General features: G+C 70.7%; 25 protein-coding genes. 17 read left to right on the top strand and 8 right to left on the bottom strand.

Translation table 11 applies throughout. The annotated features are described in order from the left end of the window. Positions 1-71 precede the first annotated feature (71 nt). From SCMU_RS19915 to SCMU_RS19895, 5 genes are all read right to left on the bottom strand, one after another. Positions 72-1,763: an FAD-dependent oxidoreductase gene (locus tag SCMU_RS19915; RefSeq protein ID WP_274602900.1), complete on the bottom strand. Its 1,692-nt coding sequence runs from the start codon at positions 1,761-1,763 to the stop codon at positions 72-74. Further along, positions 1,760-2,845: a zinc-dependent alcohol dehydrogenase gene (locus SCMU_RS19910; protein ID WP_229230806.1), complete on the bottom strand. Its 1,086-nt coding sequence runs from the start codon at positions 2,843-2,845 to the stop codon at positions 1,760-1,762. The genes SCMU_RS19915 and SCMU_RS19910 overlap by 4 nt, the downstream gene beginning before the upstream one ends. A 14-nt stretch (positions 2,846-2,859) precedes the next feature. Then, positions 2,860-3,189, bottom strand: coding sequence for a YciI family protein (locus tag SCMU_RS19905; RefSeq protein ID WP_229230805.1), 330 nt, complete (start codon positions 3,187-3,189; stop codon positions 2,860-2,862). 95 nt (positions 3,190-3,284) lie between these two features. After that, positions 3,285-4,373 carry an NADH:flavin oxidoreductase/NADH oxidase gene (locus tag SCMU_RS19900; RefSeq protein ID WP_229230804.1) on the bottom strand — a complete coding sequence of 363 codons (1,089 nt, stop codon included), beginning with the start codon at positions 4,371-4,373 and terminating at the stop codon, positions 3,285-3,287. 191 nt (positions 4,374-4,564) lie between these two features. Next, a complete protein-coding gene (locus tag SCMU_RS19895) occupies positions 4,565-5,740 on the bottom strand; it encodes an MFS transporter (protein WP_229230803.1) in 1,176 nt (391 codons plus the stop codon). A 50-nt stretch (positions 5,741-5,790) separates the two neighbouring features. Between SCMU_RS19895 and SCMU_RS19890 the strand changes: the two genes are divergently transcribed. The 4 genes from SCMU_RS19890 (at position 5,791) to SCMU_RS19875 (ending at position 8,437) form a co-directional block, all read left to right on the top strand. Beyond that, positions 5,791-6,696, top strand: coding sequence for a LysR family transcriptional regulator (locus SCMU_RS19890; protein ID WP_229230802.1), 906 nt, complete (start codon positions 5,791-5,793; stop codon positions 6,694-6,696). Between the two features lie 61 nt (positions 6,697-6,757). Continuing rightward, positions 6,758-7,690 (top strand): prolipoprotein diacylglyceryl transferase, encoded by a 933-nt coding sequence (gene lgt, locus SCMU_RS19885; RefSeq protein ID WP_229230801.1) that lies wholly within the window; start codon positions 6,758-6,760, stop codon positions 7,688-7,690. 290 nt (positions 7,691-7,980) lie between these two features. Then, a complete protein-coding gene (locus SCMU_RS19880) occupies positions 7,981-8,154 on the top strand; it encodes a hypothetical protein (protein ID WP_229230800.1) in 174 nt (57 codons plus the stop codon). 34 nt (positions 8,155-8,188) lie between these two features. Continuing rightward, positions 8,189-8,437: a hypothetical protein gene (locus SCMU_RS19875; protein ID WP_229230799.1), complete on the top strand. Its 249-nt coding sequence runs from the start codon at positions 8,189-8,191 to the stop codon at positions 8,435-8,437. On the opposite strand, the gene SCMU_RS19870 is transcribed toward SCMU_RS19875, so the two are convergent. From SCMU_RS19870 to SCMU_RS19860, 3 genes are all read right to left on the bottom strand, one after another. After that, entirely contained in the window at positions 8,434-9,249 is an 816-nt protein-coding gene (locus SCMU_RS19870) for an IclR family transcriptional regulator (RefSeq protein WP_229230798.1), read from the bottom strand. The genes SCMU_RS19875 and SCMU_RS19870 overlap by 4 nt on opposite strands. Before the next feature lie 163 nt (positions 9,250-9,412). Then, on the bottom strand, positions 9,413-10,231 hold the full coding sequence (locus SCMU_RS19865) for an HpcH/HpaI aldolase family protein (RefSeq protein WP_229230797.1): 819 nt from the start codon (positions 10,229-10,231) through the stop codon (positions 9,413-9,415). A 106-nt stretch (positions 10,232-10,337) separates the two neighbouring features. Then, the gene (locus tag SCMU_RS19860; protein ID WP_229230796.1) at positions 10,338-11,693 is read right to left on the bottom strand and encodes an MFS transporter; all 1,356 of its coding nucleotides are present in this window, start codon (positions 11,691-11,693) and stop codon (positions 10,338-10,340) included. A gap of 280 nt (positions 11,694-11,973) precedes the next feature. Between SCMU_RS19860 and SCMU_RS19855 the strand changes: the two genes are divergently transcribed. From SCMU_RS19855 to SCMU_RS19795, 13 genes are all read left to right on the top strand, one after another. Next, positions 11,974-13,371, top strand: a complete 1,398-nt coding sequence (locus SCMU_RS19855) for an LLM class flavin-dependent oxidoreductase (protein WP_229230795.1) — start codon at positions 11,974-11,976, stop codon at positions 13,369-13,371. A 41-nt stretch (positions 13,372-13,412) separates the two neighbouring features. After that, entirely contained in the window at positions 13,413-14,729 is a 1,317-nt protein-coding gene (locus SCMU_RS19850; protein ID WP_229230794.1) for a flavin monoamine oxidase family protein, read from the top strand. After that, positions 14,726-15,253: a flavin reductase family protein gene (locus SCMU_RS19845; protein ID WP_229230793.1), complete on the top strand. Its 528-nt coding sequence runs from the start codon at positions 14,726-14,728 to the stop codon at positions 15,251-15,253. Before SCMU_RS19850 ends, SCMU_RS19845 begins: the two co-directional genes overlap by 4 nt. Position 15,254: 1 nt before the next feature. Beyond that, positions 15,255-15,803: a flavin reductase family protein gene (locus tag SCMU_RS19840; protein WP_229230792.1), complete on the top strand. Its 549-nt coding sequence runs from the start codon at positions 15,255-15,257 to the stop codon at positions 15,801-15,803. Then, entirely contained in the window at positions 15,800-16,216 is a 417-nt protein-coding gene (locus SCMU_RS19835) for an ester cyclase (protein ID WP_229230791.1), read from the top strand. The genes SCMU_RS19840 and SCMU_RS19835 overlap by 4 nt, the downstream gene beginning before the upstream one ends. A gap of 51 nt (positions 16,217-16,267) precedes the next feature. Continuing rightward, complete coding sequence (locus SCMU_RS19830; RefSeq protein ID WP_229230790.1) at positions 16,268-17,848, top strand: aldehyde dehydrogenase (NADP(+)); 1,581 nt, start codon at positions 16,268-16,270, stop codon at positions 17,846-17,848. Between the two features lie 38 nt (positions 17,849-17,886). After that, complete coding sequence (locus tag SCMU_RS19825; RefSeq protein ID WP_229230789.1) at positions 17,887-18,672, top strand: 2-keto-4-pentenoate hydratase; 786 nt, start codon at positions 17,887-17,889, stop codon at positions 18,670-18,672. An 8-nt stretch (positions 18,673-18,680) separates the two neighbouring features. After that, complete coding sequence (locus SCMU_RS19820) at positions 18,681-19,535, top strand: fumarylacetoacetate hydrolase family protein (RefSeq protein WP_229230788.1); 855 nt, start codon at positions 18,681-18,683, stop codon at positions 19,533-19,535. Between the two features lie 35 nt (positions 19,536-19,570). Further along, positions 19,571-20,251: a zinc-binding dehydrogenase gene (locus SCMU_RS19815; RefSeq protein WP_229230787.1), complete on the top strand. Its 681-nt coding sequence runs from the start codon at positions 19,571-19,573 to the stop codon at positions 20,249-20,251. 46 nt (positions 20,252-20,297) lie between these two features. Next, on the top strand, positions 20,298-21,440 hold the full coding sequence (locus SCMU_RS19810; protein ID WP_229230786.1) for an alcohol dehydrogenase family protein: 1,143 nt from the start codon (positions 20,298-20,300) through the stop codon (positions 21,438-21,440). Next, entirely contained in the window at positions 21,437-22,558 is a 1,122-nt protein-coding gene (locus SCMU_RS19805) for a mandelate racemase/muconate lactonizing enzyme family protein (RefSeq protein WP_229230785.1), read from the top strand. The genes SCMU_RS19810 and SCMU_RS19805 overlap by 4 nt, the downstream gene beginning before the upstream one ends. A gap of 141 nt (positions 22,559-22,699) precedes the next feature. Next, positions 22,700-24,073: an MFS transporter gene (locus SCMU_RS19800; RefSeq protein ID WP_229230784.1), complete on the top strand. Its 1,374-nt coding sequence runs from the start codon at positions 22,700-22,702 to the stop codon at positions 24,071-24,073. Beyond that, complete coding sequence (locus SCMU_RS19795; protein ID WP_229230783.1) at positions 24,073-25,026, top strand: shikimate dehydrogenase; 954 nt, start codon at positions 24,073-24,075, stop codon at positions 25,024-25,026. Before SCMU_RS19800 ends, SCMU_RS19795 begins: the two co-directional genes overlap by 1 nt. The last annotated feature ends 9 nt before the right edge of the window (positions 25,027-25,035 follow it).

Raw genomic sequence — 25,035 nt, 5'->3', positions numbered from 1 at the left:
GGCGTCGAGCTGTGCGGTCTGCATGCCAGCATCATGGACGAGAAGCCTCGCCCGGCCCAAACCCGTCTGGCTCACGCCGGGACCGCGGCCCCCGGGGCCGTCCGCTCCGCCGCGTGCTCGGACACGATGTGCTCGGCGGCGGCGAACGCCCTCGTCACCGCGGAGCCGAGCGTGGCCCCGCCGCCCGGGTAGGCGTCCTTGAACACGGTCGCCGAGCAGTTCCCCGCGGCGTACAGGCCGGGGATCGGCTCGCCGGAGGGGGTCAGGACCCGGCCGTCGAGGTCCGCCGCGAGGCCGCCGGCGGTGCCGAGCGCGCCGGGGCGGATGCGCACCGCGAAGAACGGGCCGATCTCGAGCGGGGCCAGGCACGGGTTCGGGCCCACGGCCGGGTCCCCGAGGTGCCGGTCCTGCTCGGTGGACCCTCGGCCGAACTCGGAATCGACCCCGGCCCGCGCGTCCGCGTTGAACTTCCGCACGGTCGCGGCGAGGGCGCCGGCGTCGATACCGATCGCCTCGGCCAGATCCGCGAGGCTCTCGGCCCGGTGCATCCAGGGCGCCACGGTCCCGGCGGGGTTCCCGGCCACCGGATACCTGCTGTGGTAGGTGGCATCGAACACGAGCCAGGCCGGATCGTTCGCGGGCCGGGACGTCGCGGGATCGACATTGGCGAACACGCGTGAGAGGTCGTGGTAGTTCATCGCCTCGTTCACGAACCGCTTGCCTGCCGCGTTGACCGTGATCGACCCGGGCAGCGTCATCTCCACGTTGCCCATCCGCCCGGTCGGCGCGCCCTCATACTCCCGGTCCTCGGGCGCGATCACGGGCACACCCCAGATCGCGCCCGTCTGGGCCAGCATCGCGCCCGCACGCAGGCCGAGCAGGAGCCCGTCGCCGGTGTTGGACGGCGCGCCGATGGGGGTGGTGGGGAACCTCAGGAGCGACGCGGCGAGCCCCGCGTTGCGCTCGAACCCGCCCGACGCGATGAGCACCGCACCGGCGGTGGCGCGCGACGGCGAACCCCCGCCGACGCGCACGAGCCAGCGGGCGCCGTCGTGCGCGTCCCCGCCTTCCACTGGCACGTCGAGGGGCTCGAGCCCCGTCACAGGCGCGGAGACCGCGAGGTCCACCCCGCGCTCGACGGCCGTCGCGACCAGGGCGCCGACGAGCGCGCCGCCCATCGTGCGCACCCCTGAGGCCGCACGCCTGGCCAGCAGCTCGGGATCCGGGGCGGCCCCGTGGAGGTGGTCCCGCTCGTTCATCGAGATGAGCGGCAGGTACGTGGGCGGGCGCAGCGATTCGGCGAGGCCGGGTACGCCGGGGAAGTGGGCGGGGTCGAACGGGTCGTTGTCGAGGCTGCGGCCGCCGGCTACGGCGCCGGGCCACTCCATGTGGTAGTCCGGCCGGCTGAGCGGGGTGAGCCGCACATGGGTCTCGCGGTCGAGGAAGTCCACGGCCGCCCGCGACGTCCGCAGGTACCAGTCGATCTCCTCCTCGGTCATCGCGCCGCCCGTCGCCGCGCGCAGGTAGGCCGCCGCGGCGTCGGGGGAGTCGAGGCCGGGCGCGGCGAGCGGGTTGTCCGGCGCCCAGATGACGCCCCCGCCCGCCGCGCTCGTCCCGCCGAGGCGCGTGGCCTTCTCGAGCACGACGACGCGGAGCCCCGTCGCGGCTGCCCGGCACGCCGCGACGAGCCCGGCGGCGCCGGAGCCCATGACGGCGAGGTCATAGTGCTCGTCGAGGGCATCGACAGGGGTGAGGAAGCTCATGCGGTTGCTCCTTGGGCACATTCGGCGACGGCGTCGTCGCTGGACAGGGCGGGGATGTCGATCGCGACTTTGCCGACACGGGCCCTCTCGCCCTCTGGCGTGGAGCGGTCGCGGAGGAGTCGGAACGCGGCGTCGAGCTCGTCGAAGCCGAAGCGGTGCGTGATCAGAGCCCGGCACGCGTCCTGGTTGCGGTCGAGGAGGTCGAGTGCGTCGGCCATGTGCAGCGAGTTCCGGGAGCCGAGAAGGTCGATCTCCTTGACGGGCAGCGCTCGCATCGAGAGGGTGAGCTCTCGGTCGCTGATTCCCACCGCCACGACCCGTCCGGCTGGCGCGACGAGGTCGACTGCCGTGCGGAGCGACGCCGGCGCGCCGGTCGCGTCGATCACAAGGGAGGGCCCCTTGCCGTCCGTCCACGCGTCTATCTCGCCGCGCTGGGCCTCGTCGGGGAATCCAGGCCGGACCTCGAGGGCCGTCTCCGCGCCGAGCTCCGCGGCGATCGCGAGCCGCCCGGCATCGGTGTCGAGGACCGCGACGCTGCACCGCACCTCCCGCAGCGCGAGCAGCGCGAAGAGCCCGATCGGCCCCGCCCCGCTCACGAGCACCCGCTCGCCGGCGGCGGCCCGCCCTCGGCGTACGGCCTGCAGCGAGATCGAGACCGGCTCCCACAGCGGCGCGAGGTCCAGCGGCAGCCCATCGGGCAGGCGGTGCGTGCGGTCGAGCGGCACGAGCATGAACTCGGCCAGCGCGCCGTCCTCGTCGTAGCAGCCGTAGACGCTCATGTGGGCGCACGCGTTCGGGCGCCCGATCGACGAGCACGCGTAGCAGGCCCCGCACGCGGCGTAGGGGGAGACCGCGACATGGTCCCCTACCGCGAACGCCCCGCCCTCATCGTCGGGGTGCAAAGCAGTGATCGTCGCGGAGAACTCGTGGCCCTGGACCATGGGCAGCGGTGTGGCGTAGTCGTCCTCCCAGATGTGCACGTCCGTGCCGCACAGCGTCACGCTGCGCACGCGCACGACGGCGTGTCCCCGGCTCGGGCGCGGTTCCGGGGCCTCCTCGTAGCGGATGGTCTCTTTGGACACGGTGCGGGCCACTCTCATCGCGCGGCCCCGGCCGGCTGGGGCACACTCTGGACCGCCAGCCGCTCGGCGCCGAAGAAGGGCTTCCACGGCACGACCGTGCGGGTGGCGATGAGGCCCTCGCGACGGAACGGGTCGGCGTCGAGGAGGCGCGCGACGTCGTCCGCGGATCCGCCGGTGAAGACCAGGAGCGCGCCTGCGCCGTTGCCGGTGGGGCCGGAGACGACGAGGCGCCCGGCCTCGTGCTGTCCTGAGAGGAACGCGACGTGCTCGGGGCGGTGCGTGTCCCGGAGCGCGTCGTGCCCGGTGGTGCCGGTGTACTCGTAGGTGACGGCGAAAAGCGCCATGGGAGCCTCCTTGCGTGAGGGTCGGGGTCGTTCAGCCCAGTGTGCTGTGACCCGCGGCACCCGCGGGGAGGTTGTCCCATTCAGTGGGATGCGGGTCAGGCTCCGGTGCGCCACTTGGCGCGCGTGTACTGCGGGGGCCAGTAGTCGAGCTCCACGCCGAGCTCGTGGGCGGCGCGGAGCGGGAAGTGCGGGTCGCGGAGGAACTCGCGGGCCACCATGACGGCGTCCGCCGCGCCCTCGTCCACGATCTGGGCCGCCTCCTGCGGTGTGGTGATGAGGCCCACGGCGTTCACCGGCATCCCGGTCCTGTCGCGGACGGCCGTCGCGAACGCGACCTGGTATAGGGGCTTGACGGGGATGCTCGCCCGGGCGACGAGGCCGCCCGAGGACAGGTCGAACCAGTCCGCGCCCGCGGACGCTGCCCACCCCGCCACCGTGATGGTGTCCTCGAGGTTCCAGCCGCCGTCCACCCAGTCCGTGGCGGAGAGGCGCACGAGGAGCGGCACGCCGTCGCCCGCGTCCGCACGCACGGCCCGCACGATCTCCAGGAGCAGGCGCGCCCGGTTCTCGAGGCTGCCGCCGTACTCGTCGGTGCGCAGGTTGGAGAGCGGGGAGAGGAACTGGTGGATGAGGTACCCGTGGGCGCCGTGGATCTCGAGCGCATCGAAGCCGGCTCCGAGGGCCCGGCGGGCGGCCGCGGCGAAGTCCGCCACGACGCCCTGGATCTCCTCGACGGTGAGCGCCCGGGGCGCGGCGTAGCCGTCGAACGCGACGGCGGAGGGCGCCACCGTCTCCCAGCCGCCGTCCTCGGGCGACTGGGTGCCGTGGCCGCTCCACTCCCGGTACGTCGAGGCCTTCCGCCCGGCGTGCGCGAGCTGCATCGCTGCGGTGGCGCCCTGGGCGTGGATGAACGCGACGATCTCGCGCCACGCCTCCGCCTGCGCCTCGTTCCAGATCCCCGTGTCCCAGTTGGTGATGCGGCCCGCGGGGTTCACGGCAGTCGCCTCGGTCATGACGAGGCCCGCGCCGCCGCGGGCGAACGATCCGAGATGGGCGAGGTGCCACCCGGTGGGCACCCCGTCCCACCCTTCCACGGAGTACTGGCACATGGGGGAGACCCACAGCCGGTTCCGGACGTGGATGGCCCGGAGGTCAACAGGGGTGAAGAGCTTGGCTGCGCACATGACGCCAAGGTTTCCGCGGCAGCCGCGACGAGGTCAATTCGCGTTCAGGTTTCACCACAGATCCGTACAGGTTTCACCAGCAAAGGCGCGGAGCCCGCGCGAAACGCCGGGGAAGCCCGGGGGCGCGCCGTCGTGGGCGCCGTGGTCCTGGTGAAGGCCGCACACGCGGCTGGTGAAACCTGAACGCGGTCTTATGCCCGACGCCGCTCCCACGCCGAGTGCCCCAGCGTCACCACCGCGATGAGCACCCCAGTGGCGCCGAGTCCCAGGAGGAAGATCGCACCATACCGCCCCGCATCCGCAAACCCGGCCGTGAGGAACGTCCCCACGGAGCTGCCCAGGAACAGCGCGCACGCGAACAGGGCGACGGTCGTGGCCCGGGCCTTCGGCGCGACCTCCGTGGCCCATCCCTGAACGGACGAGTGCAGCACAGCGTTCGAGGCGCCCACGAGCAGAGCCGTGGCCGTGACCGTCACCGGAATCTGCGCGACGGACGACGCCGCGTACCCCACCAGCAGGATCACCCCGCCGATCCCCATGAGCTGGGTCCGCGTGAACCGCTTCACGAGGCCGCGCATGAACCTCGCCCCCACGATCACTCCGACCCCGTAGGCGGCGGCGAGCAGTCCCGCGAGGGCGATCGGCACGTCCGCGTGCTGCAGGGCCGGGACAAAGTAGGTCAGGATGCCCATGAGCACCGCGCCCTCGAGGACCGCCACGCCGTAGACCCCCAGGGCTGCGCCCGAGAACGCCGCGCGGAAGTCCACGTGACCGCGGCGGTGCGTGGCGCCGTCGTGCGCCCGGCGGAGGAAGAACAGCAAGGCGAGGCAGCCGAGCGCCGGGAGCCCGAACACCACCCGCCAGTCCGTGAACGCCGCGAGGGCGCCTGCCGCGAGCGTCGCACCCGTGGTGCCGAGCGCCGAGTAGATCTGGAGGTCCGAGAGGCCGCGGGCGCGCTCGATCCCGGTGCGGGTGTCGCCGATGATCGTCAGGAGGGTCGGGTACAGGCAGCCGGCCATGAGTCCTGCCGCGGAGCGCGCCACGAGCAGGGGTGCATGGGCGCTGAACAGGGTGCTTGCGACCGCGGCCACGGCCAGCCCCGCGAGGGCCGTCCGGAGCACCGTCACTCTGCCGAACCGGTCGCTGATGAACCCCCACAGCGGCTGGCCGAGGGCATAGAAGAGGGCATACGACGCGACGAGGCCCACCGCCTCGGCGAGCGTCATGCCCGTGCGGCTGGCGAGGACCACGAGCATCGGGGGCGTGGCGAACCGGTCGAAGAACGAGAGGAAGCCGATCGACCTCAGGACCGGGTCGGGGATCGCCCCGGTGCCGGCTGCTTTCTCGGAGTCCTTCGTCGCTGTCACCGCTCCACCCTATCCGGCGCCCGATCCCGGCCGGGTGCTTGAATGGGGCCGTGGAGATCAGGTGGCTCGAGGCGTTCGTGGCCGTCGCGGAGGAACTGCACTTCGGGCGGGCGGCGTCGCGGCTGCACGTCGCGCAGTCGCCCCTGAGCCAGACGATCCGGAAGCTCGAGAAGGACATCGGCGTGCCGCTGTTCGACCGCAGCACGCGCAGTGTCTCGCTCACCGCCGCCGGGCGCTCGCTGCTGCCGCACGCGTACCGGGCGCTCGAGGAGCTCGAGGTGGCCCGGCAGGCCGCGCACGCGTCGGTCGGCACGGTCTACGGGCACCTCACCATCAGCTTCACGGGCGCGATCAACCACCGAACACTCCCGCGCCTCACCCGGGCGCTGCGCCGGCGGTACCCGGACGTTGTCCTCTCGCTCCAGGGTCGGGTGGTGACGGGCGACGCCGTCACGCACCTCATGCAGGGGACGCTCGACTTGGCCTTCGTGGGGCTGCCGCTCGACCCGTCCCCGCTCGAGTCCCGACTGATCGCGCGCGAGGCGCTCGGCGCCGTCGTGCCCGTGGACCACCCGCTCGCGCACCGCGCCACGCTCGAGCTCGCGGAACTGCGCGACGAGGACTTCATCATGATGCCCTCCGGCGGCGGCTCCGACCTCGAGCGGACCGCGACCGCGGCGTGCGTCGCGGCGGGGTTCCGGCCGCGCGTGGTGCAGACCATCGGCGACCCGTTCATGATCCTCACGTTCGTGGCCGCGGGCATGGGCGTGAGCCTCGTGAGCGAGGGGATGAGCGACATCCTGCCCCACGGGGCCGTGTACGTGCCGCTGGCAGTGCCGGCCGCCGGGGAGCCGCCCTCCCTTCGCCACGGGCTCGCGTGGTCGCCGGCGAACCCGTCGCGCGTGCTGCCGTATGTCCTCGAGGTCGCCACGGAGGTGCTGCCGACGCCGGCGTGAGGCTCGGCCGTGGGTGCGTGCCACCCAGCGTGAGCGCACCGGCAGTTGGTACGATCCGGAAGTGAGTCCCACGCTGTCTGCGCCCTCGTACATCCCGTCCCCGACGGTGAGCGGGTTCCCGATCGGGCCCTTCACCATCCACTTCTACGCCCTGTGCATCATCGCCGGAATCGTGGTCGCAGTGTGGATCGCCTCGCGGCGCTGGAAGGAGCGCGGCGGCCTGCCGGGCCAGGTCACTGACATTAGCCTGTGGGCGGTCCCTTTCGGGATTGTCGGCGGCCGCATCTACCACGTCATCACCGATCCGGAGCTGTACTTCCTTCCCGGGAGGAACCCGTGGAACGCGTTCGCGATCTGGGACGGCGGCCTCGGGATCTGGGGCGCCGTCGCCCTCGGCGCGCTCGGCGCGTGGATTGGGTGCCGGCGCGCCAAGGTCTCGTTCATCGCGTTCGCGGATACGGTCGCCCCGGGGGTGCTCATCGCGCAGGGGATCGGCCGGTGGGGCAACTGGTTCAACAATGAGCTCTACGGCGACCCGACGGACCTGCCGTGGGGCCTGCAGATCCACCAGATGGACTCCGCCACCGGCCAGGCCGTGACGGACCTGGCCGGCAACCCCGTGGTGATCGGCTACTTCCAGCCCACGTTCCTCTACGAATCCGTGTGGTGCCTCGTGACCGCCGCCGTGATCCTGTGGCTCGACCGGCGCTTCCGCCTCGGCGCGGGGAGCGTGTTCGCGCTGTACGTCGCCGCCTACACGGCGGGCAGATTCGCATTCGAGCTCATGCGCTCCGACTACGCGAACCTCATCCTCGGCCTGCGCGTGAACACGTGGGTCTCTGGGCTGCTGTTCCTTGCGGGCGCCATCGCATTCCTGCTCACCTTTCGGCGCAAGCGGTCGACGGCCTACCCCGCCTCGGCCGCGGTGCCCGCCGGCCCGGGGGCCGGCGCCGAAGGGGAGCCAACCGACCAGGAGAAGCCCTCCGAGGACTGAACGGTCCCGGTGCCGGTTACGCGCCCTCGCCTGAGTCTGCCCCCGGTTGTGGAGAGTGCCCCCTTCGGATGAAGGGGGCACTCTCCACAACCGGGGGCGTTCTGCATTCGGCAGCGCAGGCGCCAAGGACCCCAACGCGTCATCCTTCCCTGTCTTCTGGACTGAGCCTCTTGCACCCTGGAGTGAGACGAGACACAATAGAAGCATGTTCATTAAGTGAACGTCACGTTCAAATATGCCACGACGGGGAGCCAACGGCGGCTCACCGGGCCCGAGAGACGAGGACTCCCATGAGCACCATGCACCGCATCCTGACCAGCGCCTTCGGCACGTTCGGCTTCTTCGCGGCCCCGCGCCGCGGGACCGCTGACGCAGACGCCCGCGAGGTCCCCGGTGACCGTTGGGGTGCCCTGACTTCCAGCCCGTGGATGGGCTTGTACATCGAGGAAGCCGACGCGGCCTGAGGCCGACTGATCCGGACCTGCCAGAGGTGAGCACATGACGTATTGGCGTCAGAAGACCAGGCGCAAGGCCGGCAGGCCCGTCGAGGAGATCCTCCGCGCGAGGGACGAGCGGAGGTCCGCGGTCCTGGCGGCGTGTGTCGCGGAGGTGAAGGGAACGCTCGGCGCCGACGCCGTCACCCATGCACTCGTTGCAGAGCACGCAGGGGTTCCCGTGCAGTTCGTGCGGTGGAAGTACCCGTCGCGCGGGAGCCTCGTGGCGCTCGCGCTGCCGCTGGCGTCCTAGGCGAGCGCCTTCCCGAGCTCGTCGGAGGCCTGGAAGAGCAGGTCCACCGTCTCGGGCAGCCGATCCGTCTTGAAGCGCGGCGTGGGACCCTGGACGACGACGATGCCGACCAAGGCGCCGCCGGCATCCCGGACCGCCCGGGCCATGGCGAAGAGCCCCTCCTCGAGCTCGTCGTCGAGGATCGCGTAGCCCTGGTCCCGGACGCGGTGCACCTCCCGGATCAGCGCATCGCGGCTCGTAATCGTGGACTTGGTGAAGCGTTCGAGCTTGGCGGGGAGCGCCTCCGCAATCTTGTCATCGCTCAGCTCGGCCAGGAGGACCTTCCCCGTGGCGCTCGCGTGCGCCGGGTACGTGACGCCGACGTACAGGTGGGACACGTTCAGGTAGCGCGAGCCGGAGGCCTCGGCAATCACGTCGTACGACGTCTCGCTCCGCATCATGGCGAAGCTCATCGTCTCCTTGATCTTTGCGGCGTACTCGTCAAGGACGGGCTGGATGCGGGCGACCACGCCGGTGTACGGGTCCGCGAGCTTGCCGAGCCGGGCCATCTGCCATCCGAGCATGTAGCGGTTGTCCACCCTGTCCACGAAGCCCGTCTGCTCCAGCGTCAGGAGGAGGCGGAAGGCAGTGGGGCGGGTCATGCCCGCCGCCTGGGCGACCTCTGTCGCAGTGATGCCCTGCCGATGGCGGCCGAGCTCGCGGAGGATCGCCGTGGCCTTGACCACCGACTTGTTGGTCAGGTCGAGGGTCTCTTCAGCGCCTGACCCCTCGCTGTCAGGCCGTGTCTCGGCTGCTTCGGTTCGCCGCGCCATGTCCGCTCCCGGTTCGGATGATTGCGGGGGCTCCCTTGCCCCCCTTGTCACTTCCGATCCATCCTAGGGCCTTTCCTCAGTTGTCGAACGGCGCGTTCACCTTCGGAGCTGAGGCTGGCGGCACCGACGGCGGCCCCCGGTGGCGAGGGCCGCCGTCGTGCGCTCAGACGTTCGCGAGGCTCGGCGCCGACAGGTCCGGCAGGTTCGCCGACGCCGACACCGCGCTCCGTGCGGCGAGGGCGAGGAGGCCGCCGTCGGAGGCCACCGGCATGAAGCGGAATCCGAGGGCGAGCATTTTCCGGGAGAGCTCGGGCTCGCCCGTGTAGATGCCGGGGATGACTCCGGCGTCGGTGCACCGCCGCGCGATGTCGGCCAGGACGGCGGCGTGCCCGCCCGTGGTCAGTTCCTCGAGCGATACCCCGAGGCTCAGGGACAGGTCGTATGGGCCCACGAAGATCCCGTCGGGCCCTGTTGCGAGGATCCCGTCGAGGTTCGCCAGCCCTTCTGCCGTCTCGATCATCAGGATGCACAGCGCGTCCTCCCGCGGGTCGCCGGGCATGGGCTTCGGGTAGCGCGGGCTGCGACGGGTCGGGCCGTAGCTGCGCTTCCCCCTGGGCGCGAACCGGCAGGCGGCCACGAGGGCCCCCGCGGTGGTCGGGTCCTCGACCGTCGGGAAGACGAGTCCACCGGCCCCGGCGTCGAGCACGCGGCCCGCGGCCCCGAGGTCATGGCCGGATACCCGCACGATGGACGGTACCGAGAACGCGTGCGCGGCGTCGATGAGGTCCTTGAACTCGGAGAGCTCCGCTCCGCCGTGCTGGCCGTCGATGCAGATCCAGTCGAATCCCTCGGCGGCGAGGACGTCCACCGCCGCGGGGTCGCGGAAGCTGCTCCAGGCGCCGAGGTGGGCCCTGCCGTCGCCCAGCGTCAGGCGCGGCGCCGGCAGGGGGCTGTGCACGGCGCTTTCCCCGTGGATCTTCATGTTCTTCCTTCCTTCGTCCTTTGCGGATTGCGGTGCGCTGGTGGTGGCGCGGGCGAGGGGCGCCCTCCCGACGCAGTGCGGGAGGGCGCCCCTCATCGTCATCTGGTCAGTCCATGGGGGCCGAGGTGTCGCTCAGGCTCAGACCCGTCGTCTCGGGTGCGAGGAACTGGGAGATGATGGCGCCGAGGGCGCAGATGCCGGCGGCGATCAGCATGGTCGCGCCGACCCCGAGGGCGGTCACCGACATCGGCAGGACGAAGGTTCCAGCCGCCGCACCGATGCGGGAGAAGGCGGTCGCGAAGCCGACGCCGGCCCCGCGGATCTCCGTGGGGAAGACCTCTCCGGGGAACACACCGGTCAGCGCGGTGGAGATGGCGTTCGCGAAGGAGAACGTCATGAAGCTGACGAGGATGATGATCGGGGACACATGGGCCAGGAGGCCGATGGCCACGAGGGCCGCCGCGCTGATCCACATCGGCGGGATGGCGAGCTTGCGGCGGCCGACGCGTTCGATGAGGAACATCGCGGCCACGGCGCCGCCTGCCACGACGCCGTTGAGTAGCAGGGCGCCCGCGAGGCCGTCCTCGACACCGAGGCTCTCGAGCACGATGGGCGCAAAGGTGGCGATGGCGAAGTACGGCGTGACGTTGCAGACCCAGTACATGGAGACGAAGGTGGTCGACTTGATGTACTGACGCGAGAACAGCTTCCGGAAGCTTGGCGTCACGGGCTTCTCGTTCGCGAGATCTCGGATCTCGGCTTCCTCCATGTACTCCTGGGCGACCGCGAGGCCTTCTTCGCGGCGTCCCTTGCTGATGAGCCATCGCGGAGACTCCGGTGTGCCGAGGCGGAGCAGGAAGACGATGAGCGAGGGGACCGTGCTCATGCCGAGGATGATGCGCCAGTCAGCGTGGATGCCCGTGGACATGTAGTAGCCGATCGCGTAGGAGAGCAGGTAGCCGACGTACCAGGCGACCTCCTGGAACGCCATGAGCTTGCCGCGCAGCCGGGCCGGGGAGAACTCGACCATGAGCGGCCAGCCGATCGCGTAGTCGGCGCCGATTGCCATGCCCATCAGGAGGCGGATGGCGAAGAGCTGCCACGCATCGGTGACGAAGAACTGCCCGGCGGAGCCGACGAGGAAGATCGACAGGTCCACGATGAACATTGGCTTCCGGCCGATCTTGTCCGCGAGATAGCCGCCGAGCGGCCCGCCGAAGAAGATGCCGATGAGGGCAGAGGCGCCGATGAGGCCCTGCCAGAGCGCGTCCAGGCCGAGGCCCTCGGTCATGGCGGGCATGACGAGCCCAATGCCGCCGAGGATGAACCCGTCGATGAACATGCCGCCGGCGATGACGCCGCTGAGCTTGATGATGAACCGCTGCTTGCGCGGATCCGGTGCCGCCGGCGCCTCGAGCGCGCTCCGGTGGGCAGACAGTGTGGGTGACTTCACGATGGACATCCTTGTTCTCGTGCTTCTCGAACGTGGTTGGAGTGCCGGTCGAAGTGACTCGGCTGAAGGGGAGGGGTGCTCACGAGGACTGCGGGGCGTTCATTCCTCGAACGTGGTGGTCAAAAATATGGCATGCGCCACAGACGGTGTCAAGGGTGGATTCCCCCTTGACAGTGATCTGAGCAACATCTAAATTGAACACAACGTTCAAATCGTGAACGTCTCTCCCGTAGCCTCATCGCACGATCTGTCGCACTGTCCGGCACGAGTCCAAGGAAGAACCGCTGCCATGAAGAACCAGCCCCTCAGCCTTTTCGCGTTCGACGTCTTCGCCCCGTCCCACCTGACATCCGGGTCCTGGCGCGCCGAGGGCGATCAGGGCCACCGCTACACCGACCTGAAGTACTGGACGGGCGTTGCCCGGATGCTCGAAGACGCGAGCTTCGACGGGATCTTCTTCGCGGACAACGTCGGCTATCACGACGTGTACCGCGGCAACGGGGACGCGGCCCTGCGCGACGCTGCGCAGTTCCCCATCAACGATCCGACGGTGCTGATCAGCGGCATGGCCGCGGTGACGGAGCACCTCACCTTCGGCGTGACGTGCTCGGCAACCTACGAGCCGCCCTATCTCCTGGCCCGCAAGTACAGCAGCCTGGACCACCTCACCAACGGCCGTATCGGCTGGAACATCGTCACGTCCTACTCCGAGGCCGCGGCGCGCAACCTGGGCCGGGAGCAGCAGCTCACCCCCGAGGAGCGCTACGACATGGCCGACGAGTACATGGACGTCGTCTACAAGCTGTGGGAGGGGTCCTTCGAGGAGGACGCGGTGGTCCGCGACGCCGCATCGGCCACCTACATCGACCCCGCCAAGGTGCACCAGATCAACCACGCCGGCACGCACTTCACCGTACCGGGCTTCCACCTGTGCGAGCCCTCCCCGCAGCGCACGCCGGTGCTGTTCCAGGCCGGTTCCTCCTCCCGGGGCCTGGCGTTCGGAGGCAAGCACGCCGAGGCGGTCTTCATCCAGAGCACCAACCTCGAGGGCGCGAAGCGGACGGCCGCCAAGGTGCGCCAGTCCGTCGCCGACGCCGGGCGCGACCCGGGCGACGTCAAGATCGTCATCCTGCTCACCGTCGTGGTCGCTCCCACCGACGAGGAGGCCCAGGCGAAGTACCGCAAGGCCGTGGGGAACGCGCCCGTCGAGGGGATTCTTGCCCGATTCAGCGGCTGGACCGGCGTCGACATGTCGCAGTACGAGCTGGACACTCCGCTGCGCTCGGTAGGCACCAAGGCGAGCCAGTCCATGGTGGACATGTTCTCCAAAGCCGACCCGGACCGTGACTGGACCCCGCGCCAGATCGCCGAATTCCTCGCGGTCGGCGGCACGGGCGCCTCGATCGTCGGTTCGCCAGAGACCGTTGCCGCCGAGCTGCGCCGCTGGCGCGACGAGGCCGACATCGACGGCGTCAACCTTTCCTACACCACCAAGCCCGGCAGCTGGGAGGAGTTCATCGAGCTCGCCCTGCCTGTGCTCCGCGCGCAGGGACTCGTTTCGCCGGCCCGCGCGGAGGGGCAGGAGCCGGTGACCCTGCGCGAGAAGCTCTTCGGTCAGAAGCGCACGCTCGACTCCCACCCGGCCACCGCACACCGCGCGAGGCACCTCGCAGCCGCGGCACGCTGACCGCCGCGCCGCCGACAGTCCAGGAATCGAAGGAGATCCACATGACCGAACAGACTGACGTCGTCGTCATCGGCGCCGGCCTCGCCGGCCTCATCACCGCCCGCGAGCTCGGGAACCGCGGCCACAAGGTCGTAGTCCTCGAAGCCCGCGACCGCCTCGGCGGCCGCATCTACACCGAGTCGCGCCTCGGCCAGCACCTTGAGCTCGGCGGCAACTGGCTCCACTGGACCCAGCCCCACGTCTGGGCCGAGGTCACCCGCTACGGCCTCGAGGTTTCCCGCGGGCCCCGGTCGGAGGAGACCTACTGGCTCGCCGGCAATGAGGTCCGCCGCGGCGATCTGGACGACTTCATGGCCCTCATCGACCCGGGCATGACCCGGCTCCTCGAGGACACGATGAAGTGGCTGCCCCGCCCCGACGCCCCCTTGACGGTCGAGAACCTCGCCGAGGCGGACCAGTACAACCTCCAGGAGATGCTGGACAAGCTGGACCTCTCCGAGGACGAGCGCAACGCCAACGAGGCCGCCTGGGTGGGCCACTTCAACGCCCCCCTTCACCACTGCGCCTACGTCAACGCCCTGCGCTGGACCGCCGCCGCCTCAGGCCATTGGCACCTCATGCACGAGGCCTCGGCGATCTACCGGATCAAGGACGGCAATGACACCCTTCCGAAGGCCATCGCCGCAGACACGGACGCCGACATCCGCCTCGGAGCCCCCGTCACCGCGATCCGTCACGACGCTCAGGGCGCCACGGTGTCCTACGGCGATGGCCAGGAGATCTCGGCCAGGAAGGTCGTCATCACCCTGCCCCAGAACATCCTGCACAGGCTCGACGTCCAGCCCGCGCCGTCCGAGGGCAAGCTCGCCCCCAGCCGGGAGCGCACCGCGTCCCAGGGCGTGAAGGCCTGGCTCAGGGTCGGCCGTCGAGGAGGGGGCCCGATCAAGCCGTTCTTCGCCTATTCCGCCCAGGACAAGCCGCTGTCCGTGATCCGCACCGAATTCGTCGGCGAGGACGACGCCGTCCTGGTCGGCTTCGGGGCCGACGCCAACCGCATCGACGTCAACGACATCGCCCAAGTCCAGGAAGCCGTCCGGGTCTGGCGCGACGACCTCGAGGTCCTCGAGGCCACCGGCCACCCGTGGGGCGCGGACCCGTACGCGGAGGAGACCTGGCAGATCCAGCGCCCCGGGCAGCTCACCAAGTACCACGCAGCCCAGCAGGCCAGCGAAGGCAGCCTGCACTTTGCCAGCGGCGACATCGCCAACATCTGGGCCGGCTTCTTCGACGGCGCCGTCGAGTCAGGCCTCAGCGCCAGCCGCGCCATCCACGCAGAACTGAAGGAGGACCAGCCATGAGCGCCCCCGCCATTGCCCGACCCATCGACGCCGGCGTCGCCCGTCCCATCGATTCGGACACCTACCGCGCCGTCATGCGCCACCTCCCCACCGGCGTCGCGGCGATCTGCTCCACCGACCCGGTCACCGGGGCCCAGCACGGGATGATCGTCGGGACGTTCGCCTCCCTGTCCATGGACCCGGCACTGGTGACGTTCAGCGTCATGCACAGTTCCACGTCCTGGCCCAAGATCGCTGCTTCCGGCCGGTTCAGCGTCAGCCTCCTGGCCGACGGCCAGCAGCCCGTCTGCAAGGCCCTGTCCGCCAAGGGCGAGGACAAGCTCAGCGCCGTCGACTGGTCGGCCTCACAGTGGGGCGCCCCGCGCATCGACGGCGCGCTGGCCTGGTTCGACTGCGCCCTCGGGCACGAGCTGCCCGGCGGCGACCACCTCATTGTTATCGCCAACGTCCTGGAGATGGCCCCCGGCAGCGGCGCCCCCCTCATCTTCCACGGCGGCCGCTTCGGAAGCTTCAAGGAGAACTGACATGGACATCGCAACCGCCCCAGAGGCCGCGACCGCGCAGATCACGCCCGCGTACTACCGCCAGATCCTCGGGCTGCTGCCCACGGGCGTCACGGCCATCACCGGCGTCAACGACGACGACGAGAAGCTCGGTCTGATCGTGGGCACCTTCCAGTCGCTCTCGCTCGAGCCCCCGCTGGTCATGTTCTGTGTCGACAGGTCCTCCTCGACCTGGCCCAAGCTGCGCAAGCTCCAGAACTTCACCGCGAACATCCTCGCCGACGAGCAGATCGCCGTCTGCCGCTCGCTCTCCCGCAAGGGCCCGCGGAAGTTCGACGACCTGCCCTGCACCACGGGCCCCCTCGGCACACCCCATCTGGACGGCGCCACCGCGTGGATCGACTGCGCCGTCACCGCTGAAGTCGTGGTCGGCGACCACTACATGGTCGTCGGGGCCGTCACCTCCATGGAGCAGGGAACGGGCGACGCACTGCTCTTCCGCGGCGGCAAGTTCGGCCAGTACCTCCCCATCGACATCCCCGCCCCCGCAGAAGCCAGGAGCGCATCATGAGCACGAGACGCGAGGCGGTCCTCACCGCGTGGAACAAGGCCTGGGGAGACGGCGACCTGGCCCCCTTCGAGCAGCTGCTCACGCCCGGGTACGCCCGCCGCTCCAAGTCCGGCACCGAGGACTACATGGCCCTGAAGCAGACCATCGAGGCCACGCACGAGGCGTTCCCGGACATCACCACCGAGATCCTCCAGATCATCGAGGACGGTGAGACGGCCGCGATCCACTGGCGCAGCAGCGGCACGCACACTGGATCCTTCATGGACGTCCCGGCCACCGGCCGCACCGTGACCGTCACCGGAGCCTCCTTCCTGACGTTCGAAGGCGACAAGATCGCCGAGGAATGGGTCGTGTGGGACCCCCGGGAGATGCTCTCGGCCCTCGGCATCTGGCACCTCGGCCACGGCAGCTGACGTCCCACCACCCGATCCTTCTGAACCGCGCACCCGCGCGAGGAGACACCCATGACCCTCACCGGACACTCGCTGATCGCCGGGGAGACCGTCGCCGGAACCAACGGCACGGCCTCCGGGATCAGCCCCGCCACCAACCACGCCCTCGAGCCCGCCTACAGTATGCTCGGCGAAGGGCAGCTCAAGGCGGCCACGGAGGCCGCCTCCGAGGCCTTCGACTCCTTCCGTGCCCTCGAGCCCGAGAGGCACGCGCGCTTCCTCGAGGCCATCGCGGAGAACATCGAGGCCATCGGCGATGAGCTGATCGACCGCGCGAGCGCCGAGACCGGTCTGCCGGCCGCGAGGCTGAGCGGCGAGCGCGCCCGCACCGTCGGCCAGCTCCGCCTCTTCGCGGAGGTCGTGCGGCAAGGGGACTTCCGCGGCGTCAGGATCGACCCCGCGCTGCCCGACCGCACTCCCTTGCCACGGGCCGACATCCGGCTCCGCCAGGTCCCGCTCGGTCCCGTCGCCGTCTTCGGGGCCAGCAACTTCCCGCTCGCCTTCTCGGTGGCCGGCGGGGACACGGCCTCGGCGCTCGCGGCGGGCTGCCCCGTCGTCGTCAAGGCCCACAACGCGCACCCCGGGACCTCGGAGCTCGTCGGCCAGGCGATCGCCCGCGCGGTGAGGAGCCTGGACCTCCATCCCGGCGTCTTCTCGCTCGTCTACGGTGCCGGCACGGGCATCGGACAGGCCCTCGTCGCCGACCCCGCCATCAAGGCCGTCGGCTTCACCGGGTCCCGCGCCGGCGGGCTGGCCATCATGCGGACCGCGGCCGCCCGCCCCGAGCCCATCCCGGTCTACGCGGAGATGTCCTCCATCAACCCCACCTACATCCTCGCGGGAGCGCTCGACGACGCCGAGACCCTCGCGCGCCAGTACGTCGCCTCCGTGACGGGCAGCTCGGGCCAGCTGTGCACTGCGCCCGGACTCCTCTTCGTCCCGGCGGGCGAGGGCGGCGATGCCTTCGTCGCCGCCGTGGCCCGCGCCGTCTCCGCCCAGCCCGGGCAGACCATGCTCACCCCCGGCATCGCCGCGGCCTGGGAGCAGGGCGTGCGCATCCTCGGCGACGTCGCCGAGGTCGAGCTCGTGGCCCGCGGCCAGGACGGCTCCACCGAGAACGCCCCCGCGCCCGCCGTGTTCGGGACGGACACCGACGCCTTCGCGAACAACCCGGTGCTCCACGAGGAGATCTTCGGCGCGGCCAGCCTCGTGGTCCGCTACAAGGGGGCCGACGACCTCGCCGCGGCCACGGAACGGATCGAGGGCCAGCTCACCGCCACCGTGCACGCCCGCGAGCAGGACCACCCGCTCGCGGCCCAGCTGCTGCCCGTGCTCGAGCGCAAGGTCGGTCGGATCATCCTCAACGGGTGGCCCACCGGCGTCGAGGTCGGCCACGCCATGGTCCATGGCGGGCCGTTCCCCGCCACCTCCGACTCCCGGACGACTTCCGTCGGGACGCTCGCGATCCACCGCTTCCTGCGGCCGGTGTCGTACCAGAACGTCCCCCAGGACCTCCTCCCCGCGCCTCTGCAGGACGCCAACCTCTGGCACCTCAACCGGCTCATCGACGGACGCCCCGACCTGCGCGCCTGATGGCTCCGGCAAGCAACAGCACCAGACAAGGAACCACCATGACCACCATCACCCTCGAGACCGTCGCGGACACCCTCCGCACCGCCCGCCTCCAAGGGCAGCCGGTCCCCGCCCCAACCGAGACGTGGCCGGGCCTGGACCCGGACGCAGCCTTCGAGGTCCAGAAGATCAACGTCCAGCACGCCCTCGCCGAGGGGGACCGCCTGGTCGGCTACAAGCTGGGGAACATCGCCAAGGTCATGCAGGACGCGTTCGGCCTCGACCAGCCCGACTACGGCCACCTGCTCGCGAGCTCGTTTGCCTACGAGGGCACCTCCCTCGAGCGCTCGGCGTTCATCGAGCCGTTCGTCGAGCTCGAGCCGGCCTTCGTGCTCAAGGGCCGCCTCGCCGGACCGAACACCACGATCGCCGACGTCATCGGTGCCATCGACTACGCCCTCCCGGCCATCGAGATCATCGACTCCCGCGTCAAGGACTGGGCGATCGGCCTCCCTGACACCCTCGCCGACAACGGGTCCACGGGCGCAGTCCTCCTCGGCGGCACCCCGCGCCGGGTCACCGACCTGAACCTCAGCAGCACGCGCGGGGTCCTGACCTTCAACGACCGCGAGGTCATCTCGGGGAACACGCGCAACATCCTCGGCAACCCGCTCGCCGCCGTCGCGTGGCTCACCAACCGCCTCGCCGCGTACGACGTCGCGTTCGAACCCGGGCAGGTCATCCTCCCCGGCAGCTGCCTCCAGGCAGTCCCGATGGCTGAGGCCGGGCGCTGGTCCGGCGCGTTCGAGGGCTGGGGCGCCATCGAGTTCGACGTCTCGGCCTGAGGGGACGTATGCGACTCGCCACCATTTCCGGCCGGCTCGTGCTCGTGACCGGGCAGGGCCACGCCGTCGACATCTCCGAGGGGACCGAGGGCCGATTCAGCCCCCGGATCCAGGACTGCTACGGACGCTGGGACGAGCTGCTGCGGGTTGCGGCCGGCCTCGAGGGCAAGGAGGGAAGGAGCCTCGCCGACATCGCCCCGGAGGAGTTCGGCAATCCTGCCCCCGAGCCTCGGCAGGTGTTCGCGATCGGGCTCAACTACGCAGCCCACGCGGCGGAGGCCTCCCTCGCGGTCCCCGAGGACCTCACGGTGTTCACGAAGTTCGCCACCTCGCTCGCCGGCCCCACCGGTGCGGTCGCCCTGCCCCCGGGGACGGTGGACTGGGAAGTCGAGCTCGTCGTCGTCATCGGCACGGGCGGCCGCGACATCCCGGCCGAACGCGCGTGGGACCACGTCGCCGGAGTCACGGCGGGCCAGGACCTCTCGGAGCGCACGATGCAGGCCTCGGGGCCGGCGCCCCAATACAGCCTCGCGAAGTCGTTCGCCAGCTTCGGGCCCATGGGTCCTGTCCTCGTGACGCCCGACGAGTTCGAGGACCCGGACGCGATCGAGCTGGGCTGCTCCATCAACGGCGAACTGGTCCAGAAGGGGAACACGTCCGACATGGTGTTCTCCGTGCCGGAGATCATTGCCCGGCTGTCCGCGGTCACCGAGCTCCTGCCGGGGGACGTCATCTTCACGGGAACCCCGCCCGGAGTGGGAGTAGGCCGCGCGCCGCAGCGCTTCCTGGCCCCGGGCGACGAGCTCGTCACGTTCGTCGAAGGCATCGGGGAGATGCGCCACCGGATGCAGGGCCGGGCATGAGGCGAAGCGGCCTCCCATCCCCCGGCACAGAGGGGATGGGCGTTCTCTTCGGCGTCGGCGCTCAAGTGGGGGACTTCGCGGTCGGCGACCGCGTCACCACGACGCAGGCCGAGCGCACGTACGCCGACGCGTTCCTCGTCGACGCCGCGAAGGCGAAGGAGGGCGACGTCGCCGTCGTCACCGCCGCCGCGGGCGGGGTCGGCGGCCTCCTGGTCCAGCTGCTCAGGAAGCAGGGCGCCACCGTCATCGCCCTGGTCGGTTCCGAGGAGAAGGCCGACGCCGCGCGCTCGCTGGGCGCCGACGTCGCCCTCGTCGGGTATGGAGACTTCGCCGAGCGGGTCCGGGAGGCAACGGGGGGCCGCCTGGCCGACGTCGTCTATGACTCCGTTGGCCGCGACACGTTCGACGAGTCGCTCAGGGCCCTGCGCAGTCGCGGGATGCTCGTGCTGTATGGCGCCTCCTCCGGCGCTGTGCCGGACTTCGACCTGCAGCGGCTCAACCACCATGGGTCCCTCTACGTGACCCGCCCGACCATCGACGACTACCTCCAGGACCAGAACGAGCGCTCATGGGGCTCCCGAGAGATCTTCGACGCCGTCATCGACGGGTCGCTGAAGGTACGCATCGCCGGGACCTTCCCACTCGCCGAGTCCGGACGCGCGCAGGCAGCCCTGCAGTCCCGTGCCGTCACCGGCAAGCTGCTCCTCGTCCCGTGAGGACAACCCCCACCGCATTTGTCCGCAACAGAGAGAAGGACCTGACATGACGCTGCCTGACACCATGGCCGCTGCAGTGCTGACGGGCCACGGCGGCCTGGACAAGCTCGAGTACCGCACCGACGTCCCGGTCCCCGCCCCGATGCCGGGGGAGGTGCTCATCGAGGTGGGCGCCTCCGCGGTGAACAACACGGACATCAACACCCGCATCGGCTGGTACTCCAAGGCCGTGACCACGGGGACCAGCGCCGGCGGTGCGACCGGGTTCACCGAGATCACCGAGGACGATGCCAGCTGGTCCGGCGTGGCCCTCGCCTTCCCCCGGATCCAGGGCGCCGACGTCTGCGGGCGTATCGTCGCCGTCGGCGACGGGGTCTCCGCAGACCGGATCGGGGAGCGGGTCCTCGTGCGGAACATGCTGCGCACGCCCGTGGACTACCGCCCCTATGAGTGCTGGACCTTCGGCAGCGAATGCGACGGCGGATTCGCCCAGTTCGCCACGGCACCCGCCCGCGAGACCTATGCCGTGGAGAGCGACTGGAGCAACGGCGACCTCGCCGCCATCCCCTGCGCCTACTCCACGGCGGAGAACATGCTGCACCGCGCCGGCGTGTCCGCCGGCCAGCGCGTCCTGGTCACCGGCGCCTCCGGCGGGGTCGGCCTGGCCGCCGTGCAGCTGGCCAAGCGCCGCGGCGCCCACGTCATCGCCGTCTGCTCCCCGGCCAAGGCCGAGGAAGTCGTGGCCCAGGGCGCGGACCGCGCCATCGACCGGGGCACCGACCTGATCGCCGCCCTTGGGCACCGCTCCGTCGACACCGTTGTCGACATGGTAGGCGGCGAGCAGGCCGCTCAGCTGCTCGAACTGCTCCGCCCCGGGGGCGCCTACACGATCGCGGGCGCCATCGGCGGACCGCACGCCCACATTGACCTTCGCACCATCTACCTCAACGACCTCCGGGTCCTGGGCTGCACCTTCCAGGACGACGAGGTCTTCGAGAACCTCATCGGCTACATCGAGCGCCACGAGATCCACCCGGTCGTCTCGGGTACGTACGCCCTGGCCGACATCGCCCAGGCCCAGCAGGACTTCCTCGCCAAGAAGCACGCGGGCAAGCTCGTCCTCCTGCCCCCGCCACTCGCACCCGCTGCCCGGGCCATCCCCGCCGATACGATGGAGGCTGCACGGTGAAGATCACCAGCATCGAACTGTTCCAGGTTGACCTTCCGTACTCGGGCGGGACCTACCAGCTCTCCGGTGGGCGGACCTATGACTCCTTCGACGCCTCGATCGTGAGGATCGCGGCCGACGACGGGACCCATGGGTGGGGCGAGAGCACTCCGTTCGGCTCCACGTACGTCGCCGCGCACGCGCTCGGAGCCCGGGCAGGAATCGCCGAGCTGGCTCCCGCCCTGTTGGGCCGTGACCCCCGCCAGGTGGACCGCACGTACGACCTGATGGACGCCACGCTCGTGGGCCACAACCACGCGAAGACCACGCTCGACGTCGCGTGCTGGGACCTCTTCGGAAAATCGGTCGGACTCCCCGTCAGTGAGCTCCTCGGCGGGTCCACCGGAGTCCCCATGCCGATGATCTCCTCGATCTACGCCGGCGACCCCGAGGACATGCGCCACCGCGTCGCCGAGCACCGCGCCCGCGGGTATCGCGGTCATTCGGTCAAGATCGGGGCACTGGACAGCGAAGGCGGCCCGGCTCTCGACGCCGAGCGCATCGCGGCGTGCCTCGCGGACAAGCGCCCGGGCGAGTACTTCCTCGTGGACGCCAACGGCGGGCTCGTGCCCGAGACCGCCCTGCGGATGCTGGCGCTGCTGCCGTCCGGCTTGGACTTCGTGCTCGAGGCACCTTGCTCGACCCTGCGGGAGACCCTCTCGCTCAGGCAGCGGTGCGCCTACCCGATCGTGTTGGACGAACTCGCCCAGAACGATGCGGACGTCGCACTCGCCATCGCCCAGGACGCGGCCGACGGCATCGGGCTGAAGGTCTCGAAGGCCGGTGGACTCACCCCGTCGCGGCGCCAACGCGACATCGCGCGGGCAGCAGGCCTCACGATGAGCGTCCAGGACACGGTGGGATCCGCGATCGCCTTCGCCGCGATCACACACCTCGGCTCGACGGTGCCGGCGCACCTGCTGCGCTGCATCCTCAACGTCGAGGACATGGTTACGCTCGAGACGGCGAAGTTCGAGGCCGTCCGCGTGGACGGCGGTGTCCTGCCGCCCCCGACGCCGGGCCTCGGCCTGGTTGTCAATGAGGACGTTCTCGGAGAACCGGTTGCCGTCTGGGGGTGAGGGCCGGGCCCACGCGACAACTGTGTAGATTGAACACATAGTCCTAGATCAACTAAGTGTTGGACGTGCCACAATGAGCGCCCCCATGCTGGATGGAGCCATCACCTCCCGGTGACTGGCATCACCCGAAGGGAGCATCCCATGTCAACGTCGACATCTGCGGTCTCCGGCAAGCCCCACGCCGCGAAGACCGCGGCCGTCTCCGGCTTCCTGGGCAGCACACTCGAGTACTACGACTTCTTCATCTTCGGCTCCGCCGCGGCCCTGTTCTTCGGCAAGCTGTTCTTCCCGGACGCCGGTGCCGCGAGCTCGCTGCTGAGCTTCGCGACCCTCGGCGTCGCCTACATCGCCCGTCCCCTCGGCGCGGTCATGTGGGGCCACTTCGGCGACCGCCTCGGCCGCAAGAACGTCCTCGTCCTGACCTTGGTCCTCATGGGCGCCTCGACGTTCCTGATCGGCTGCCTGCCGACCTACTCGGCAGTGGGCCCGGTCGCTCCGGTCGCCCTCGTCGTGCTCCGGCTCGTCCAGGGCATCTCCGCCGGCGGCGAGTCCCCGGGCTCGAGCTCCCTGACGCTCGAGCACTCCCCGGAGGGCAAGCGCGCGTTCTTCACGAGCTTCACGATGAGCGGCATCCAGTTCGGCATCGTCATCTCGTCGGTCGTGTTCATCCCCGTGACGATGCTCCCGCAGCAGGCCCTCATGTCCTGGGGCTGGCGCGTGCCCTTCCTCCTCAGCGCCGTGGTGACGCTCGTGGCGTTCTATCTGCGCCGCAAGCTCGAGGAGCCCGAGGTCTTCACCGAGATCAAGGAGGACGCGAAGGCCGCCGCGATCCCGCTCGTGGAGCTGTTCCGCAACGACTTCCCCAACGTGGTCCGCGTGACGCTGGCCGCCCTCGTGACCATGGTCAACACCGTCTTCACCGTGTTCGCCCTCGCCTACGCCACCGAGGTGGTCAAGCTCGACAAGCCGATGATGCTGATCGTCATCGCCGTGGCGAACCTCGTCACCGTCTTCACGCAGCCGATGTGGGCCCGGCTCTCCGACAGGATCGGGCGGAAGCCGGTGTTCATCGTCGGCACGCTCGGCAGCGCCGCCCTGGTCTTCGCGTTCTTCACGGTCCTGGGCACCGGCAACTGGGCCCTCATCTTCCTCACCGCGATCGCCCTCACCGGCGTGGCCTACGCGATGCCCAACGGCGTCTACCCGGCCTACTTCCCCGAGCTGTTCCCGGCCCGCACCCGCTACTCCGGCATGGCCGTGAGCCTCATGCTCGGCCTCCTCGTGGCGGGCTTCACCCCCGCGATCGGCACCGCACTCACGGCTGGCAACCCCGCCAACTGGGGCCCGGTCGCGTGGATGACGGTGGGCTTCTGCGTGGTCGCAGCCCTCGCCGCCCTCACGGCCCGCGAGACCTTCCGCACCCCGAAGGCCGAGCTCGGACTGAAGCCCGCCCGCCGCGCCGCCCACACCGTGGCTGGTACCGCGCTGGAGACCGCCAAGGAGACCGCAGCCTGATGACCCCCGCCCACGCCGCCCCAACCGCCCCCAACTTCCACCTCATCGGCCTCATCGGCGCGAACGTCACGGGCTCGCTCTCCCCGCTCCTGCACGAGCGGGAGGCCGCGGCCCAGGGCCTCCGCTACGTGTACCGCACGCTGGACATCGACGAACTCGGCCTCACCCCGGGCGACGCCGGGCAGCTCGCCCGTGACGCCGCCCGCCTCGGCTACACGGGGCTGAACGTCACGCACCCGTGCAAGCAGTCGGTGATCGAGGGCCTCGACGCGCTGTCCGAGGACGCGGGGGAGCTGGGCGCGGTCAACACCGTGGTCATCGAGGCGCACGACGGCGCCGGTGACGGTCCGGCTGCGCCGGGAGCGCGCCTCACCGGCCGCAACACGGACCTCACGGGGTTCCGCGCTGCCCTCGCCGAGGGCCTCCCCGGGGCGGCGCTCGGCACCGTGGTGCTCGTCGGGGCGGGCGGCGTCGGGTCCGCCGTGGCCCGCGCCCTCCTCGACGCGGGCGTCGGCGAGCTCCTCGTGGCAGACGCCGAACCATCCCGCGCCGCGGCCCTCGCCGAGCGCCTCGGGCGGCACGCGGGAGCAGCCCAGCGAGTGCAGGGCGGCAGCGTGGGGCGGGTCACCGCCGTCGTGCTCGAGGACGTCCCCGCCCGCATCGCCGAGGCGGACGGCGTGGTCAACGCGACGCCGATCGGGATGGTGGGCCACCCGGGCACCCCGTTCGACACGTCGGTGCTCACGGCCCGCCACTGGGTCGCGGACGTCGTGTACCGCCCGCTCGTCACGCAGCTGGTCAAGGCCGCACTCGCCGCCGGGTGCCGCGTGCTGGACGGCGGCTGGCTCACCGTGGCGCAGGCCGCGGATGCGTTCGAGCTGTTCACGCACCGCCCCGCCGACCGTGCCCGCATGCGGGCGCACTTCCTCGAACTCGTGGCCGAGACGGACTGAAGGGACCTC

It is taken from the genome of Sinomonas cyclohexanicum, assembly GCF_020886775.1.
Lineage (GTDB): Bacteria > Actinomycetota > Actinomycetes > Actinomycetales > Micrococcaceae > Sinomonas > Sinomonas cyclohexanicum.
This window is presented reverse-complemented; position numbering and strand designations above follow the sequence as displayed.

Coding starts and splice junctions, on each gene's coding strand:
- SCMU_RS19855 (WP_229230795.1), top strand. CDS start 11,974: ATGAAGAACCAGCCCCTCAGCCTTTTCGCGTTCGACGTCTTCGCCCCG.
- SCMU_RS19865 (WP_229230797.1), bottom strand. CDS start 10,231: ATGAAGATCCACGGGGAAAGCGCCGTGCACAGCCCCCTGCCGGCGCCG.
- SCMU_RS19825 (WP_229230789.1), top strand. CDS start 17,887: ATGACCACCATCACCCTCGAGACCGTCGCGGACACCCTCCGCACCGCC.
- SCMU_RS19860 (WP_229230796.1), bottom strand. CDS start 11,693: ATGTCCATCGTGAAGTCACCCACACTGTCTGCCCACCGGAGCGCGCTC.
- SCMU_RS19820 (WP_229230788.1), top strand. CDS start 18,681: ATGCGACTCGCCACCATTTCCGGCCGGCTCGTGCTCGTGACCGGGCAG.
- SCMU_RS19875 (WP_229230799.1), top strand. CDS start 8,189: ATGACGTATTGGCGTCAGAAGACCAGGCGCAAGGCCGGCAGGCCCGTC.
- SCMU_RS19870 (WP_229230798.1), bottom strand. CDS start 9,249: ATGGCGCGGCGAACCGAAGCAGCCGAGACACGGCCTGACAGCGAGGGG.
- SCMU_RS19795 (WP_229230783.1), top strand. CDS start 24,073: ATGACCCCCGCCCACGCCGCCCCAACCGCCCCCAACTTCCACCTCATC.
- SCMU_RS19810 (WP_229230786.1), top strand. CDS start 20,298: ATGACGCTGCCTGACACCATGGCCGCTGCAGTGCTGACGGGCCACGGC.
- SCMU_RS19845 (WP_229230793.1), top strand. CDS start 14,726: ATGAGCGCCCCCGCCATTGCCCGACCCATCGACGCCGGCGTCGCCCGT.
- SCMU_RS19835 (WP_229230791.1), top strand. CDS start 15,800: ATGAGCACGAGACGCGAGGCGGTCCTCACCGCGTGGAACAAGGCCTGG.
- SCMU_RS19815 (WP_229230787.1), top strand. CDS start 19,571: ATGGGCGTTCTCTTCGGCGTCGGCGCTCAAGTGGGGGACTTCGCGGTC.
- SCMU_RS19840 (WP_229230792.1), top strand. CDS start 15,255: ATGGACATCGCAACCGCCCCAGAGGCCGCGACCGCGCAGATCACGCCC.
- SCMU_RS19900 (WP_229230804.1), bottom strand. CDS start 4,373: ATGTGCGCAGCCAAGCTCTTCACCCCTGTTGACCTCCGGGCCATCCAC.
- SCMU_RS19905 (WP_229230805.1), bottom strand. CDS start 3,189: ATGGCGCTTTTCGCCGTCACCTACGAGTACACCGGCACCACCGGGCAC.
- SCMU_RS19915 (WP_274602900.1), bottom strand. CDS start 1,763: ATGAGCTTCCTCACCCCTGTCGATGCCCTCGACGAGCACTATGACCTC.
- SCMU_RS19800 (WP_229230784.1), top strand. CDS start 22,700: ATGTCAACGTCGACATCTGCGGTCTCCGGCAAGCCCCACGCCGCGAAG.
- SCMU_RS19880 (WP_229230800.1), top strand. CDS start 7,981: ATGAGCACCATGCACCGCATCCTGACCAGCGCCTTCGGCACGTTCGGC.
- SCMU_RS19850 (WP_229230794.1), top strand. CDS start 13,413: ATGACCGAACAGACTGACGTCGTCGTCATCGGCGCCGGCCTCGCCGGC.
- SCMU_RS19830 (WP_229230790.1), top strand. CDS start 16,268: ATGACCCTCACCGGACACTCGCTGATCGCCGGGGAGACCGTCGCCGGA.